The sequence below is a fragment of the Foetidibacter luteolus genome, from assembly GCF_009650435.1.
Lineage (GTDB): Bacteria > Bacteroidota > Bacteroidia > Chitinophagales > Chitinophagaceae > Foetidibacter > Foetidibacter luteolus.
The window spans coordinates 33,843-48,870 of record NZ_VVIP01000013.1 but is presented as its reverse complement, the minus strand read 5'-3'; the positions used below and the strand labels follow the sequence as shown (position 1 = coordinate 48,870).

Here is a 15,028-nt window from a genome sequence, read left to right as displayed (position 1 = left end):
ATTTCTTTCCATTCTCTGTTTCTCCCATCTTTGCAGCATGAAGACAGTTGGTATTGGTACACGTGTTCTTAACTTCCTGGTAGATACATTACTGGTTTTTGTTCTTGGTTATTTTGTTCATAAGATTAATGCCTTTTACTATTTCTATTATAAGTCGTTCTACTGGCCTTTTTATGTTTGGTTTTATATAATGCTGGTGCTGTACTATATTATTTTTGAATCAATTTTTAAACGTACGCCGGGCAAATGGCTTTCTTACAGCAAAGTGGTAAACCGGCAGGGTGGTAAGCCAACTTTTTTGCAGGTTATCATCCGCAGTTTAATAAGGCTTACCATCATTGACTGCTTTTTCTTTCCTTTTTTAGATAAAACACTTCACGATTATCTGAGCAAGACAGAGGTTGTTGAAGTGTAACGGCTGCATTCTAATTTATTACCTGAAAAACCAGTACGCGAAAGTAACAGCAGGCTGCACCTTAGGGTGAGGGATTGAAGCGGATACCCCGGTGAGGCTTTGTGCACGGGCTTTTGTGCCGGAGTATGAGCGGAAAGCCCGACCCCTTGCGCAGCTTGGGGGCACCCCCTGAAAATTATCTTTTGATAACAGAATGTTTACCCTGCCATGCCATAAGCTTTTACAGGGTTTTCTTTCATCAGCATATCTATTTCCGCTTCTTTAAAATTGTTGCTCCTGAGCAAGGGCAAAAAATGAGTAAAAATGCTGGTGTAGCCATTGTAGCTGCCTCCGCCGGCCTCGCCTACATGGTACCAGCCACTATCCTGGGACAGTAGCACTTTATGCAACAGCTTTTCTGACTGCATGTATTGCAGTCGCTGCAGGTTTTCAGTAAGGGTTGTATTACCAATGCCGTCAAACTCTATCCAACAACCCTGGCTTGCAAGCCGCTTGTAAAATGAAAAATCTTTTTCGTTTTGCGCATGTATCCATATAAAGTTTTCAGCCGCTACGCCATGCTCCAGCAGAATGGCCAATTCCTGTTCCGCAGCGGGGCCGTCACCGGTATGCATGCCTATTTTAAGGCCGGTTTTAAGATGCGTTAAGGCCGCAGCATGCACTGTTTTGCGCTGTGTTTCGGTGATGGGCGCTTTATCGGCGCCAAGTTTTATAAAGCCGGGTTTTATGCCCGTGCCGTCAATGCCCTGTTCAAATTCAGTAATCCAGCGTTGGGCCAGTTGGCCGGCAGTTTCTGTATAGGCATGCGCCGGGTAATATTTTTCGCCAGCGGCCCCGTAGTAGCCGGTATTGGTGAGTATGGTTAAACCAGTTTCTTTTGAAAGCCGTTGCAGCAATGCGGCGTTGCGGCCTATATAAGCCGGTGTGCATTCCAGCATAGTGGTGCAGCCCTGCTGTTTCAGTTCCATCAAACGGGGTAATGCCGCTTTAACCACTTCCTCTGTGTTGTAGCGGTCTTTTGTAATTTTTTCAGCGCCTATAAAATCTACCAGCACATGCTCATGCGGAAGTATATAACCTGTAGTGCCGGGCTTAACCCACCCGGTAACACTTAACAGGGATGCTTTAGGTTGCTGTGCCGCTTTGGCAAATGCCGGCAACACCGTTAGGGCGGCAAGGCTTTGTATAAACTTCCGTCGGTGGTACATGGCGTTACAGGTTAGGTGCTAAAGGTAGCTGATGTGGCGATACGTTTTGTTGTTATTTGCAGCTATCGTAGTAAACTGTTTTTACTGCGCTACCAGTTTCATGCCCAGTTGCTGGTTCATTTTAAGAAAATCAAAATTGTTCCAGCCCTCTGTTATTTTGCCGTCTTTAATGCGTACCATGGCGATGCCGGTAAAGCTTACGGGCTTGCCGGTGGCTTTGTGTACTGCTTTTACAGAGCAGCGGCCACATTCAATATCATCTTCCGCTATTACATCTTCCACAGTAACGTCAATATCTGTAAACTGGCTTTTGAAGTCATGGTAAAACCCTTTGAAGCCATTGGTCCCCTTCAGCGGAACATCGTCGGATATGCCATGTACGGTAACATCATCATCCAGCATATCGTCAATAGATTTTTCGATGCCCTGGTTCCATACCTGCTGGTACCAGCGGCTGATAAGTGTGTTTTGCAAGTTGCGCATATTGATTGTTTTTTCAGATTAAAAACGGTGTATGCAGGGTTAGCAGGCCCATTGTGGCATAGAAAATACAGCGAATTATTGAAATTTCAAACAGGCGACTTATTGCGATAAAGAAACCAGGCAAGAATCCCCAGGGTTCATCGAAGGGCAGGTAAAGTTTGTCGAAATGATTTATACAGCCGCCACCCGCTATTTAGTTTTAAGTTGCCAAAACTTTCATAACCCTTACAAGTTGTACTATGGAATTCGATAACGATAAACTGATTAAACGGCCCTACAGGATAGAGATAGTTTACTGGGTATTGCTTGCCCTGATGAACCCGCTGGTAAACAGCCTCACCATTTTTTTAGGGGATATAAAAATGTGGCCTGTAGTACTAACGGTTAACTTGCTGGTATTGCCAGCCTACTTCTTTTTTTCAGCATGGGTGGCGCCACGTTTTTTATTTCAAAACAGGCCGGCTTTTTTTGTGCTTTTCAGCCTGGCATTTATGTTGCTGGTGCTGGCGGTTATTTACCTGGCTTATACGTTGGTACAGCAATTTCCTTTATCCGGGGCAGAGATAAATTATTTTGCTTTCAGCTACAGCTCTGTTATAAGAGAATGCCTGTGGGCCATTATACATATTGCCATGGCAACGGGCATTTATTTTATTAAGCAGGCGCTTGATGAAAAAGACCGGCTGGTAAGCCTGCAAAAGGATAATACTTACTACAAATTGCGGTACCTGCGTGCCCAGTTAAACCCTCATTTTTTATTTAATACACTTAACAGCATTTATTCGTTAAGCCTGCAGAAATCTGACAGGACGCCGGATGTAATTATAAGGCTGGCCGATATTATGCGCTACCTTATTGATGAATGCAACGAAGAAAAAATACCTCTTGCAAAAGAGGTGGAGTTTATACGCAATTATATAGAGATGGAAAAGATCCGGTTTAATGCCGATGTACGCTTTATAGTAGAGGGCAACATAGAAAACCGCATGATTGAGCCCTTTCTTTTCATTTCATTTATTGAGAATGGGTTTAAGCATGCCCTGGATAACTCAGATATAAGGCCCTTTATTTTTGTAACGCTAAAAGTAGAACCTGACCAGATTGTTTTAAATGTTATCAATAACAGCAATGCCAGCCTGGAGCGGCAGGCTAAAAAAATAAATGGCAAAGGCATCAGCAACAGCAGGAGCGTATTGGAGTTGCTTTATCCTGACGCCTACGCGTTAGACATTATACAAACCGAAAAAGAACAAAGAAAAGAAAGTAAAGTGCGGCTTAAGAATGCAAAGGAGCGCCTGGAAACTTTGTATCCCGATACTCATACCCTTGATGTAATTTTAAGCAACAGCACATTTACTGTTTCCCTCATAATTAAAACAGATCTGCTTGATAAAGTGCATAATAGTGGAAGATGAAATACTTGCCCAGCAGGTAATACAAACCCATTTGGAAAAAACGGGAAAATTTGAACTCGTAGGTGTTTGCGGCAACAGTGCCGAAGCAGGCGAGATGCTAAAAACAAAAGAGGTTGACCTTGTTTTTCTTGATATACAATTACCCGGAATGACGGGTCTTAACTTTCTGCGTACTTTACCTGACCCGCCGCTGGTAGTATTAACCACCGCCTATTCCGAATACGCTTTGGAGAGTTATGAGTTTAACGTGATTGATTACCTGTTAAAGCCCATCTCTTTTGAAAGGTTTTGCAAAACCGTAAATAAAATTGCAGATGGCCGCCTGTTTAACATGCCTGTTGAAGAAAAGAACGTTAACCCGCCGGACCATATCTACATTAAAAGCAACGGCAAATTCTTCAAGATTAATTTTTCTGAAATTGTGTATGTGGAGGGCATGAAAGATTACCTGAAAATTCACACAACAGAATACAATCTTGTAACGCATCAAACCATGAACGAAATGGAACTGATGCTTCCGCCAGGCAAATTTATGCGCATACACAAATCATACATTATAGCATTGCCACATATTAAAAGCATTTACGGAAACTCAGTAGAAATACAAAAAGCAACATTACCTATCGGGCTTAATTATAAGGAAAAGGTAATGCTGCTTGTAAACAGAAAATAACTTTATTACACTTTGATAAAGCCCTGCACACTATCATCAAAGCTGTTGCCGGTAACAGCGCCTGCCAGTATTTTAACCAGGGATACAAGTTTATTGCTCTTGGTATCCCAGTAATACGCATCATGCGGAATTACCTTAATGATCGTAAGCGTTGGGTCATCCTTTCCTTCATTAAACCAGGTTTTGGCAATGGGCGTCCATAGGTCATGGGCCAACTCACGGTCTTTTAAAATTTCAGCTTTTCCGTAAACGCTCAGGTATTCGTAGCCACTGTTGTTAGAGTAAAACAACTGCACCTTTTCATCAGCTTCAATATCTACATTTTTTTCGCTGCCTGCCTTGCTGAAAAAATAAATGTTGCCGTCATCGTCCACATCAAGAGAGCTCATGGGCCTTGCTGCAAGCGGTACATCCTGCAGCCTGGTTACAAACAGGCAGGTTTTTGTATCCTTTATAATTTCTTTTAGTTTTTCTACAGCTTCTGTGCTTGTCAGGTTTTTTACGTCTCCCATAACTATTGTTTTATAACAAAAGCTGAAAGAACCATGCCATTAGCCCCACAGGTTTGCGGTTACAATGTGTTTGTTGATTTTCTTCCCCAGATGTGAAGTCATATTGTTTGGGGCGCCCCCAGGCTATCGCAAAAGATCAGGCAAAATCTTGCATCTTAAGTTCCTGTAAATCCTGCTTGCTACCTGGGCTTAGCCCTTTCGTATTGCGGCAGCCAGGGAATATCCACACCCAGCGCCAGGGCTGCGTGTAAAGGAAAGTAAGGATCCCGCAACATCTCTCTTGCCAGCAATACTATATCCGCCTGGTTGCCGGCAATAATATCTTCCGCCTGTTGGGCTGTAGTTATCAAGCCTACCGCCCCGGTAAGTATTCCGGCTTGCTGTTTAATACGCTCAGCAAACTGCACCTGGTAACCGGGCCCCAATGGAATTTTTACACCGGGCACTGCGCCGCCGCTGGAACAATCTATAAGGTCAACGCCTTTGTCTTTTAGCAGCACAGAAAGTTGTGCAGATTCATCAATGTTCCAGCCACCTTCTGCCCAGTCTGTTCCTGAAATCCGTACGAATAACGGGTGCCCATTCTGCAGTACCTGCTGCACGGCATCAGTAACCCTCAGTAATAACCTTACGCGGTTATCAAAAGAGCCACCGTATTCATCCGTACGCCGGTTAATTAGTGGAGATAGAAACTGGTGCAATAAATAACCATGGGCCGCATGTATTTCAATAACCTGGTAACCCGCCTGCAGGGCCCTGACTGTGGCAGCGGTAAAGTCTGTAACCACTTTATCAATGCCCGCTTCATCCAATGCCAAAGGCGCTGATTCTTTGTCAGAAAAAGCCACCGCGCTGGCAGAAACCGTTGGCCAGCCGCCGGGTTCGTTTGCAGGTATTTGCCTGCCGCCTTTCCATGGCGATGTATGGCTGGCTTTGCGCCCCGCATGTGCCAACTGTATGCCTGCCACGGCGCCCTGCTGCTTTATGAATGTAGTAACCTGCCGCAGTTTTTCAATATGTGCATCGCTGTAAATACCCAGATCGTCAGGGGTAATCCTGCCTTCGGCACTTACGGCAGATGCTTCCTGCATTACCAATGCGGCGCCGCCCACAGCACGGCTGCCCAGGTGTACCAGGTGCCAGTCTGTAGCAAATCCATCCACACAGGAATACTGGCACATGGGCGATACGGCTATGCGGTTTTTTAACGTAATGCCTTTTATGGCTAAAGGTGTAAATAACTGGCTCATACTGCAATTTAAGACTGCTTTTATTGATTGTAAATACTGCCTGCATCCATTATCGCGGGATTTATTTCTTTTGGCTCCAGCACTTCGCCGGCAACCGCTTCTTTAGCCAATTCCTTCAGTTCCTCCTCCCTGTTTTCAGCAGACGTGTACAGTATGTAAAACACGTATGTATTACCGGCTTTCGCAAGCGGTGCGCAGCCAATGTTGGTTTGGTGTATAGTGGCGTCTTTATTAGCTGCCAGCCACCTGTTAATCTTTTCCTGCAGTTCCAGGGCATTTGCATCTTCAAAAAGAATTACTTTATACATCGCTGTTTCTTTCGTTAACAATTAGTTACAGTATTTAAAATTCATGCCACAAAACACAGGATTAAAATATTAACTTTAAAACACCGTTTCTGCCAATCCCTGCTCTGCTGCCTTGCGTATATGCCAGCTTTAAAACCTGCTTATGAGACACTTTAAGAAAATATCCTTTATTGCATTCGTGCTGCTGGTTGTGTGGATGGTAATGGATATTTACTATCCCCTGCAGCGAAACCTGCGTGTAATTAATGCCCCCGAAACCGCCAGGCTTGATGCAGCCATGTGGCGTTCTTATTACGAAAAGAAAAAGACAAAGTTGTTTTTTCAAAGTGCTGAACTGTTACGTACAGAATTTCATTTTCCCTACTGGCGCTCTCTTAAAACAGCCTATTATGCTGCCAGGGCGGCGTTTATTTTTAAAGATGGCAAAAGCCGGGCTGATTACGATAAGGCCCTGCCTTGTTTAACCAGCTATTTTGAAGAAATAAGCAGCATAAGCAATACTGCTTTTGATGCGCCCACTGCTGCCCGGCAGGAACTGGAGTGGTGGATTATACGGCGTTACCGGCAGCAGCACCCGCCTGCTGAGTGGGAGGCTTATCTTGCCGCCACGGCTTCTGCCATGTACCACCTGCCTGCTGAAAAATTTAAGGATTACGCGAGGCTGCGTGTACAGGCCATGCTGTTGCGGGACGATAAAGAAAAGAACATAACAGAGGCTGATTGGCTGGAAATAGAACGCCTGCTTAACCTGGCCTGGCAATCGTTTGGTGATCAATTGTCGTAGAGACGCGATGCATCGCGTCTCTACGACATATCTATAGGGGCGTTGTATCCTGTTGAGATAATTTTTTTAGGGGGTGTCCCTCGTGCCTCGGGCCGGGCTTTCCGCTATTACTCCGGCACAAAAGCCCTGCTGCGATGGCCTCACCGGGGTAACCGCTGCAATCCCTCACCCGAAGGTGTAACAGGTTGTTTTTGGGTAAGGCGGTTGCAGTAGAGACACGATGCATCGTGTCTCTACAAATGCATCGTGTCTCTACGCCCGGGGTCTGAAAAGATGCCATGAAATACCAACCGATGAACGGATTGCGACGCAACAGGCGATGCCATAAAAATCAATCGCTGGTATCTGCATTGTTCTCTAAAAAGCGGAGCTTTTACTTTAACCCGGGCTACAAAAATGTTATGGTGAATACGGTGCCAATGCCCGGCTTGCTCTTTACCTCTATGGAGCCGCCGAGGGATTCTATCTGGTTTTTGGTAATGAACAGGCCAACGCCTTTTGAATCGGGATTGTTGTGGAAGGTTTTATAAATACCAAACAGCTTTGTGCCGTGTTTATGCAGGTCTATACCAAGGCCGTTATCGCTTACGGTAAGCAGTTTTTTGGTGTGGTGCATTTTGGCAGCGATGGTAATTTCAGGCGCCCTATCCGGCGAACGGTATTTGATGGCATTGGAGATAAGGTTGAGAACGATGCTGTCAAGATATGCGGGAATGTGGTCCACCTGCGGGCATTCACTGAAATCCGTATGTATGGTAGCGCCGGTTTTCTTAATAAGCGGCCCCAGTGTTTCAATGGCGGCATTAACAACATCGCTGAAAAGCAGTTTTTGCCTTGCCTCCTTTGAATTGGTTTTTATTTTAACCACTTCGCTAAGGTGGTGCAGCGTTTCGTGCAGGTTGGCGGCAATTTTATCCATGCTGGCCAAAATAGGTTGCCGGTCGTCTTCGTCTTCGGCCATGCGCAGGGCTTCCAGCGAAGCAGAAAAAGTGGAAGCATGTGAACGGAGGTTATGCGATACTATCTGGGCAAAATTCTCCAGCCTGCTGTTCTGCTCTTTTATGATGCGGTTGGTATGTTCAAGCTGTTGCTCTTTGTGCTTGTACTCCATAATGTTTTGCAACACGCCGCGCAGTTCGGTTACCAGCCCATGTTCGTTAAGAGCGGGTTTACCTATACAGCGTATCCATATTTTGTTCTTTTTAGCGGTTAACAGTTCAAGCTCAAGATCGTAGGGCTGCAGGTATTCAACCGTTCTGCGGATGGCATCTTTTAATACCACTCTCGATTTGGGTGCGTAAAAGGCCAGCATTTCGTCCAGTGTAGGCATTTGGCCAAAGGGCATTTCATGAATTTTAAATACCTCCTGGCTCCAGAGCACCTGGTTGGTGGCAACATCAAGCTGCCAGCCGCCAATGTGTGCCATGGAGCCGGCTTCGCTCAGTATAAAGTGGTTGGCTTCCAGTTCTTCGCGGTAACGGCTGATGTCCTGTTCTTTTTGTTTTTCTTCGGTAATATCCTGCACAAGGCCTCTTACACCGGTTATGTTTCTTTCATGGTCTCTGATGGCCATACCGGTAAGGCGCATCCAACGGTGGTTGCCTTTAAAAGTGGTGAAGGGAACGCTGACTTCGTAAGAAGCGCCTGTTTGCAGGCAGCGGTTATAGCAAGACATTATTTCTTCGTAATTGTGTTTAACCGGGTGGAAAACACTGAGCAATTCAATAGAGGGCTGCATGTCGTAAGGCAATTCATGAATTTCGAACATACCCCTGCTCCAGAAAGACTGGTTTGAATGGATGCCGGTTTCCCAAAGGCCGAATTTGCCCATTTTGCTCACTTCATCCAGCAGAAATTTGGTTTTCTCCAGGTCCGCGTGATATTGCTTCAACTGTTCGGCCTGCTTTCTTTCCTCGTCAATATCCCTGAAAATGCCTCTCACCTTTATTACATTGCCATGGTTGTCAAATACGGGCTCCGCCTTGGTATGCACCCATATTTTTCTTTTTTTGGCCGTATATGTTTCAAATTCCAGGGAGTAAGCGGTTTTATGCTCCACCACATTTTTGAAGGTCTTGTTTACCAGGGGCCTGTATTCTTCCAGTATCCAGGTAAATATCTCTTCAAAAGGTGGCTGGCTTTCCACTTCAAATACATGAAACATCCCGCTTGTCCAGTTCACTTTGCCTGTACGCAGGTCACGCTCCCATCCGCCCACACGGGATATGCGGGATATTTCATCGTTCAGCATTTCGTTGTAAGGAATGCCCGGTTTATCAATAATTCTTTCAGTAATGTCTCTTACCAGCATAATAACTTCTGATGGCTTGTTTATTTCGTTGTATTCTTCCGATATTTCAACTTCTATCCATATATACAGCCCGCTTTTTTTTCTGAGCCTCAGGTTTACAAACCTTGGTTTTAAAGGGTGCATGCCTTTATCCAGGTACCTGATAAGCATAATATCATCCGGGTGCTGCAGGGCCGTGAATTTCTCTGCTGTATCCGGCACTTCTGATGGTGGATATTCCAGTATGTTCAGCAGCCCGGCAGAGCAATAAATTTTGCCGTTACCGCGGCTGTACACCAGTAATTCGCAATTGTATGTTTTCAGTATTTCTGAAAAATGTTCGGCATAAGAAGATGGACCAATATGTGAAGGTGGTATTTCAAGGGGATACATAGGCGCTCATTTGAATGAATAAGGGTGGAAAACGACATTCATACAGCAATGCAGGTTGTTTAAACATGGTTGGCGCAATAACCAGCTACGGTAGTTCTAAAGCAGGTTGTTGCTTTGCCTGTAGGTATGGATGGCGCTTTCTTTACAATTATCCGTTTAACGGGCCAGTTTGTCAGTTCTGGCTTTCAAAGGAAAATTTACGGCATTATGCAGTCTAAAGCAAAATAAATTTTATATAAAAATACCCGCTGTTTTAACAGCCATGTCTTTTTATGCTTCAGTAGCCGGGCATCTGGGCGATGCTATATGTTTTTTACCGCTTTTCTTATGCCAGCCAATTGTGCCAGCAGCACCAGTGGCACTACGCAGGATGGCAACCATATAAAGGGAAAATGGAATATGGCAATGTTGGGCTGTTCAAAACCAAACTTTTGAAAAGGGTAGGGCGTGCTTAGTACAGCCGTGCTTACTATGTTAATGAGTAGCAGCAGGCAGAAAATGTTCCAGGCCAGCAGCAATGTATAACCGACATTTTTCTTAAATACCAGGTAATAAACAACAGGGGCGGAGATGCCTGATACAATATCGAAGTTGCGGCCTTCAAAAGTCATTACCACGGGAACGGTTTTGAACACGAACAGCCAGAGCAACGCTATTTCAACAGGTATTCTTACAACATGCAGTAACGTAAGGGTTTTAATGTTGAGGGAATCTATAAAACGCTTGCCGGCAGGCATAATAAACAGTGTAATTATGAGCAGCATGGGTGGCAGCACCGCCAGCAGAAATTTGGGCGGCAACGTGGATGTATCCGTATAAAAACCAGCCAAGCTTATAACGGCCTGCAACACAAGCCAGCCTGTTAATACCAGCAATACTTTTTTTGAATAACCGGCAGCCCTGTAAAACAGGTATATGGTAAGCAGTGCAGTTAATGCGAATACAATGCTTACGTAAAGGGGTACATTTTCCATTATCATGAATTTTTTGGGAAAGAGAAGAGCCACAGCTAACGAATGCTGTGGCTCTCTAAATATACTCAATTTCAGAAAGGCGGGCGGCTTTACTGCCGTTTGCCTATTCAGGTATGCCGGTTGTATTTTTCGGCTTTTCAAAGTTCCATTCGCTGCGGTCAAGCTTACGCTGCAGCGGGTACACTTCATCGCAGGTATTGCCATCATACAGGCGGCCGTTCTTCATCACGTATTTAATGCTGTTGGTATTGCGTATGTTGTCCAACGGGTTTTTGTCCAGTATAACAATGTCGGCCAGCTTACCTGCTTCTAAGGTGCCAAGGTCTTTATCCAGGCCCAGCCCGGTGGCGCCAAGTATGGTGGCCACTTTCAATACGTCATGCGGTTTCATATTACCGCTTTGCATGGCCCACATTTCCCAATGGTAACCCAGGCCCTGAAATTCACCGTGGCTGCCAATGCCTGCCATGCCGCCGGCTTCTACCAGCGCTTTCATTGATTTGGCATGTTTGGGAAACACGTGTTCCTCTTTCATAAACCAGCCCTGGCCAACACGCCTGGTTTTACCCGCCAGTTCTTCGTAGGGCATCAGGTATTGCATTTTGGGGTCGTGGTAGGGGTTTTCTGTTTCCCAGAAGTAATTTTCGGCAAACGGGCCACCATAAGATACCAGCAATGTAGGCGTTACAATCATTTTAGCCTGCGCTATGGTGCCAATTAAATCTTTGTATAACGGAAACACGGGTATGGCATGTTCATGGCCGGGGTAACCATCCAGCAGGTTGGCAATGTTCAGCTTAATATCAAGGCCACCTTCTGTGGTAGGCATCAGTTGCTGATTGCGGGCCGCGGTAATAATCCACTCTCTTTGTTTGCGGTTACCGGTAAGGTACATTTTAATGTATTTGGTATGGTAGTATTTGCTGTATTGCTTTAATATATTTTCTGCCTGGGATGAGTCTTTTACATTGTAATACCAGAAACCCACGCCGGGGCCGGTTGAGTAAATGCGGGGGCCGGGTATGGAACCTGCATCAACCATATCACCATAAGTGAGCACGTCGGTTGTAGCAGTTTGAGGGTCCCTGGTGGTGGTAACACCGTAAGCCAGGTTGGCAGCATAAATCCATACATTGTTTTTGGCTATGCCCCATTGCGGCCACATGTGGGCGTGGGGGTCTACAAAGCCAGGTACCACTGTTTTGCCCGACACGTCTATCTCCCTGGTGCCCGATGGCGGTTGCAGCGTACCGCTTTTGCCAACCGCTTTTATCCGGTTATTGGTAACAAGTATATCGCCGTTTTCAATTATCTCATCGCCTTTCATGGTAATAATCCGGGCGCCTTTCAGCAATACGGAGCTTTTAGGTATGTCTTGCGCAAAATATACTTTCACCTCTACTTCCAGCGGCTTAAACTTGTCTTCTGTTTTCTTTTTTGCTATAGAATCGGCCTTGGCTTTAGCACTGTCAACAGCTATTTTGGTGGAATCAAGCTTAAGCCTGGCAGTATCCGGCTTTACTTTGGCCAGCGAGTCTGCTTTTCTTTTTACTTCGGCTTTTACGCTGTCTTCAAAAGCCTGCGCCTTATCCACATCATACACCCAATGCGTATTGCCCAGGCTCCAGTGCACTTTTTTACCGTCGGCTTCCCAGCCGGGAAATTCACCACCCAATTCTGTTAATTCCCTTGCAGGAAAATCCGCATTGGCGGCATCGGCTACAGATATGTTTACCGTTTTACCCGTTTTGGGTATGGTAACCAGGTAAATTTCGTTGTTAATCTGTGCCAGCGCCCTGTTGCCTGTGGGCGACATATTAATCTGCGCCGCATTGGATGGCGGGTTCATTTCCTTCGCGTCTGTTTCATCATCGGCATGCAGTATGCAATCCATCATGGGGTAAGGCTTCCCCTTCTCATTATAGCGCATGGTGCCAAAAGTGGTAATGCCGGTTATTTTGGCTAATGTTTTTTCATCTGTGCCATCCCATTTCAGGGTTACCAGGTTGCCAAAAGTGTTCAGGTAAATCTTATCGTCTTCACCTTTTACAAAGTGCGGGTTATAACGGCCCCTTGTTTTGTCAATAACAGTTATATCGCCACCGGTTGCAGCCATCCAGCAAAGCTCGTCTTCAGAGCCGTCTGCCACCGGGCCAATAGATTCCCGGTAGCGGTCTTTGCGGGTGCGTATAAATACCAGCCTGTCTCCACTATTGTTAAACACCGGGTTCTGGTACAGGTCACTTTCTTTGGTTATTTTTTGAACCGATGCTTTGCCGTTTACATTAACCTTGTAAATGCCTCCACCGGCAGGGCTCCAGGAAGTAAAGGCAATGGTATTGCCATCCGGAGACCATGCTGGTTGCGCTTCTGTAAACTCGTTGGCAGTTAAGCGTTTTGGCGTACCGTTGGGAAAATCCATCAGGTATAACCTGTTTAAAACAGTAAAGGCCAGTTTTTTACCATCGGGGGATGGCACGGCATCACGTACCTGGTTGGCCAGCAAGTGAGAGGTATCAGATACAGGGTATTTAAATTCCAGGCCCGGGCCCAGTTCAAGTTCGGTATTTACCTGGTAAGCTATTTCAGATGGTTGTGCCCCGTCAACCGGTATGCGGTGAATTTTGCCGCCGTAAGCAGCTATCACCGCCTTGCTGTCTGGTGTAAAAGCCATGCCGGGTAAAACCCCCATGGTAGCAATAGACTCCTGGTCATCCCGCTGTATAGGGTAAGCCAGCCATTTTTCATCGCCGGTTTGCAGGTTACGCAGTACCAGGCCGGTCTTATCTTCATAACGGCTGCCATAGGCCAGCCATTTGCCATCGCCGGAGAGCAGCGGCGTAAAAGCCGAGCCATACCGGGATGTGATAAAGCTCATTTTGGCATTGTTACGGTCGTACACGCCAATTTCATATTGCGGTAACTGTGCATTATAGTTCCACGAGCCATTGCGGGCAGAGAAGTACACCAGCCTTCCGTCATGGCCAACGGCGGGGTCAATGGTTTTAAGATTGGCAGGCGCGTCAATCAACTGAACGCCGCCGCCACCATTTTTATGTATCATGTACAGCTTTACAATACGGCGGCCTTTGGCATATACTATATAATCGCCATCGGGTGTCCAGCAGGCGCTTACATAATCCTGGTTGCCATCCGTAGTTAACTGTACGGTATCTTTCTTTTCTGTATCAATGTACCAAATGTTATCCGAGCCACTCCTGTCAGAAATAAACAATATCTTCTTACCATCAGGGCTAAAGCGTGGGTGGTTATCAAAAGCCAGGCCCTTTGTTACCGCGGTAGCGGCACCGCCTTCAGCCGGCACGGTAAAAATATCGCCCATCATGTCAAATACAATTGTTTTGCCGTCGGGACTAATATCCAGCGATGTCCATGTACCCTCGTTGGTATTCAGTTTTATTTTACGGGCAGGCTTAAGGGGCAGGTTCTTAAACTTCTCATATACCACGGTATCTTTTTTAGTTGAGTCTGCATAAAAGACTTTTTCAAAAAAGAATTTTCCCCGTGCGTGAGATGAAAAAATGATGAAAGCAAAGAGCATAAACGCCGCTAAGCGAAAAGCGGCCCGGCTAAAGTTTCTCATAAATTGTGTTGGTTTACAATGCCGTAAATTAAGCAAGAAAAGCCACAGCCCATAACAGAATTTACATGAGTGGATGATAACCGCTTTGCGGTTGCATGACATATGTGAAAAAGAAATTATGGGCCGGGCAGATGTACAGGCATGAGGCTTTGGTTGCGTCGCATTACGTTCATCGTTCTGTTCAATGGGCGGCATTTCAGACCCGGGTAGTACTGGTGCGTGGAGACACGCACCAAGGGAGTAAAGCAGAATGTTTCTGCCGCCTTTGGCGTCAGAAACGTAATCAAAAACAAGGTGCAATGCCACGGAGGCACGCAAGAAAAGGGGCGAAGCACAAACACCAACCGAAGCTCACCATTCACCACTCACGATTCACCATTCACCATTCAACCTCCTGTCTCCCTAAGCCCGCCGAAGGAAAACGGGAGAAGCACAAAACACCAACCGAAGCCCCCCACTCACTACTCACCACTCACCACTCACTATTCCCCCTTCCCGTTTTCAACAGCCTCTCCAAATCCGTTTGCCGGTAAAATATTTTCTGTTCCACTTTTACAAAAGGCAGTTTGCCTTTGGTGCGCCAGTTATACAGGGTGCGCAGGCTTACGTGCAGCATCTGCATCAGGTCTTGTTTGTCTAAAAAACGTTCATGGGGCATGGGGCCTTCCGTGGAAGGGGATGGGGAGGTGCAATAAGCGTTTGTATGCGGGTGAAAAAAC

13 protein-coding genes are annotated in these 15,028 nt (G+C 45.9%); 4 read left to right on the top strand and 9 right to left on the bottom strand.

Annotation, left to right across the window (positions count from 1 at the left end; all coding sequences use genetic code 11):
- Positions 1 to 37: 37 nt before the first annotated feature.
- Entirely contained in the window at positions 38 to 415 is a 378-nt protein-coding gene (locus F0364_RS03975; protein WP_153796460.1) for an RDD family protein, read from the top strand.
- A gap of 197 nt (positions 416 to 612) precedes the next feature.
- Here the strand turns inward: F0364_RS03975 and F0364_RS03970 are convergent, their stop codons facing one another.
- Both F0364_RS03970 and F0364_RS03965 read right to left on the bottom strand, forming a co-directional pair.
- Positions 613 to 1,623 carry a phosphotriesterase family protein gene (locus F0364_RS03970; RefSeq protein WP_153796459.1) on the bottom strand — a complete coding sequence of 337 codons (1,011 nt, stop codon included), beginning with the start codon at positions 1,621 to 1,623 and terminating at the stop codon, positions 613 to 615.
- 81 nt (positions 1,624 to 1,704) lie between these two features.
- Positions 1,705 to 2,106, bottom strand: coding sequence for an ester cyclase (locus tag F0364_RS03965; protein WP_153796458.1), 402 nt, complete (start codon positions 2,104 to 2,106; stop codon positions 1,705 to 1,707).
- A 239-nt stretch (positions 2,107 to 2,345) separates the two neighbouring features.
- Between F0364_RS03965 and F0364_RS03960 the strand changes: the two genes are divergently transcribed.
- Positions 2,346 to 3,521 (top strand): sensor histidine kinase, encoded by a 1,176-nt coding sequence (locus F0364_RS03960; RefSeq protein ID WP_153796457.1) that lies wholly within the window; start codon positions 2,346 to 2,348, stop codon positions 3,519 to 3,521.
- Entirely contained in the window at positions 3,493 to 4,194 is a 702-nt protein-coding gene (locus tag F0364_RS03955; protein ID WP_153796456.1) for a LytR/AlgR family response regulator transcription factor, read from the top strand. The genes F0364_RS03960 and F0364_RS03955 overlap by 29 nt, the downstream gene beginning before the upstream one ends.
- A 5-nt stretch (positions 4,195 to 4,199) precedes the next feature.
- Here F0364_RS03955 and F0364_RS03950 read toward each other — a convergent pair whose 3' ends face one another.
- From F0364_RS03950 to F0364_RS03940, 3 genes are all read right to left on the bottom strand, one after another.
- Positions 4,200 to 4,706 (bottom strand): pyridoxamine 5'-phosphate oxidase family protein, encoded by a 507-nt coding sequence (locus tag F0364_RS03950; RefSeq protein ID WP_153796455.1) that lies wholly within the window; start codon positions 4,704 to 4,706, stop codon positions 4,200 to 4,202.
- A 179-nt stretch (positions 4,707 to 4,885) separates the two neighbouring features.
- Positions 4,886 to 5,956, bottom strand: coding sequence for an NADH:flavin oxidoreductase/NADH oxidase (locus F0364_RS03945; RefSeq protein WP_153796454.1), 1,071 nt, complete (start codon positions 5,954 to 5,956; stop codon positions 4,886 to 4,888).
- A 20-nt stretch (positions 5,957 to 5,976) separates the two neighbouring features.
- Positions 5,977 to 6,264: a hypothetical protein gene (locus F0364_RS03940; protein ID WP_153796453.1), complete on the bottom strand. Its 288-nt coding sequence runs from the start codon at positions 6,262 to 6,264 to the stop codon at positions 5,977 to 5,979.
- A gap of 142 nt (positions 6,265 to 6,406) precedes the next feature.
- On the opposite strand from F0364_RS03940, the gene F0364_RS03935 reads away from it, so the two are divergent.
- Positions 6,407 to 7,048 (top strand): hypothetical protein, encoded by a 642-nt coding sequence (locus tag F0364_RS03935; protein WP_153796452.1) that lies wholly within the window; start codon positions 6,407 to 6,409, stop codon positions 7,046 to 7,048.
- A 388-nt stretch (positions 7,049 to 7,436) separates the two neighbouring features.
- Here F0364_RS03935 and F0364_RS03930 read toward each other — a convergent pair whose 3' ends face one another.
- The 4 genes from F0364_RS03930 to F0364_RS03915 form a co-directional block, all read right to left on the bottom strand.
- The gene (locus F0364_RS03930) at positions 7,437 to 9,731 is read right to left on the bottom strand and encodes a PAS domain-containing sensor histidine kinase (protein WP_153796451.1); all 2,295 of its coding nucleotides are present in this window, start codon (positions 9,729 to 9,731) and stop codon (positions 7,437 to 7,439) included.
- Positions 9,732 to 10,033: 302 nt separating this feature from the next.
- A complete protein-coding gene (locus tag F0364_RS03925; RefSeq protein ID WP_153796450.1) occupies positions 10,034 to 10,705 on the bottom strand; it encodes a DUF8737 domain-containing protein in 672 nt (223 codons plus the stop codon).
- 103 nt (positions 10,706 to 10,808) lie between these two features.
- Entirely contained in the window at positions 10,809 to 14,309 is a 3,501-nt protein-coding gene (locus F0364_RS03920) for an amidohydrolase family protein (protein ID WP_153796449.1), read from the bottom strand.
- Between the two features lie 472 nt (positions 14,310 to 14,781).
- On the bottom strand, positions 14,782 to 14,967 hold the full coding sequence (locus tag F0364_RS03915) for a helix-turn-helix domain-containing protein (protein ID WP_153796448.1): 186 nt from the start codon (positions 14,965 to 14,967) through the stop codon (positions 14,782 to 14,784).
- Positions 14,968 to 15,028 lie beyond the last annotated feature (61 nt).

What these genes read in the sequence shown, in the direction of transcription:
- F0364_RS03975 (WP_153796460.1), top strand. Translation starts at nt 38, where the DNA reads ATGAAGACAGTTGGTATTGGTACACGTGTTCTTAACTTCCTGGTAGAT.
- F0364_RS03970 (WP_153796459.1), bottom strand. Translation starts at nt 1,623, where the DNA reads ATGTACCACCGACGGAAGTTTATACAAAGCCTTGCCGCCCTAACGGTG.
- F0364_RS03965 (WP_153796458.1), bottom strand. Translation starts at nt 2,106, where the DNA reads ATGCGCAACTTGCAAAACACACTTATCAGCCGCTGGTACCAGCAGGTA.
- F0364_RS03960 (WP_153796457.1), top strand. Translation starts at nt 2,346, where the DNA reads ATGGAATTCGATAACGATAAACTGATTAAACGGCCCTACAGGATAGAG.
- F0364_RS03950 (WP_153796455.1), bottom strand. Translation starts at nt 4,706, where the DNA reads ATGGGAGACGTAAAAAACCTGACAAGCACAGAAGCTGTAGAAAAACTA.
- F0364_RS03945 (WP_153796454.1), bottom strand. Translation starts at nt 5,956, where the DNA reads ATGAGCCAGTTATTTACACCTTTAGCCATAAAAGGCATTACGTTAAAA.
- F0364_RS03940 (WP_153796453.1), bottom strand. Translation starts at nt 6,264, where the DNA reads ATGTATAAAGTAATTCTTTTTGAAGATGCAAATGCCCTGGAACTGCAG.
- F0364_RS03935 (WP_153796452.1), top strand. Translation starts at nt 6,407, where the DNA reads ATGAGACACTTTAAGAAAATATCCTTTATTGCATTCGTGCTGCTGGTT.
- F0364_RS03930 (WP_153796451.1), bottom strand. Translation starts at nt 9,731, where the DNA reads ATGTATCCCCTTGAAATACCACCTTCACATATTGGTCCATCTTCTTAT.
- F0364_RS03925 (WP_153796450.1), bottom strand. Translation starts at nt 10,705, where the DNA reads ATGGAAAATGTACCCCTTTACGTAAGCATTGTATTCGCATTAACTGCA.
- F0364_RS03920 (WP_153796449.1), bottom strand. Translation starts at nt 14,309, where the DNA reads ATGAGAAACTTTAGCCGGGCCGCTTTTCGCTTAGCGGCGTTTATGCTC.
- F0364_RS03915 (WP_153796448.1), bottom strand. Translation starts at nt 14,967, where the DNA reads ATGCCCCATGAACGTTTTTTAGACAAACAAGACCTGATGCAGATGCTG.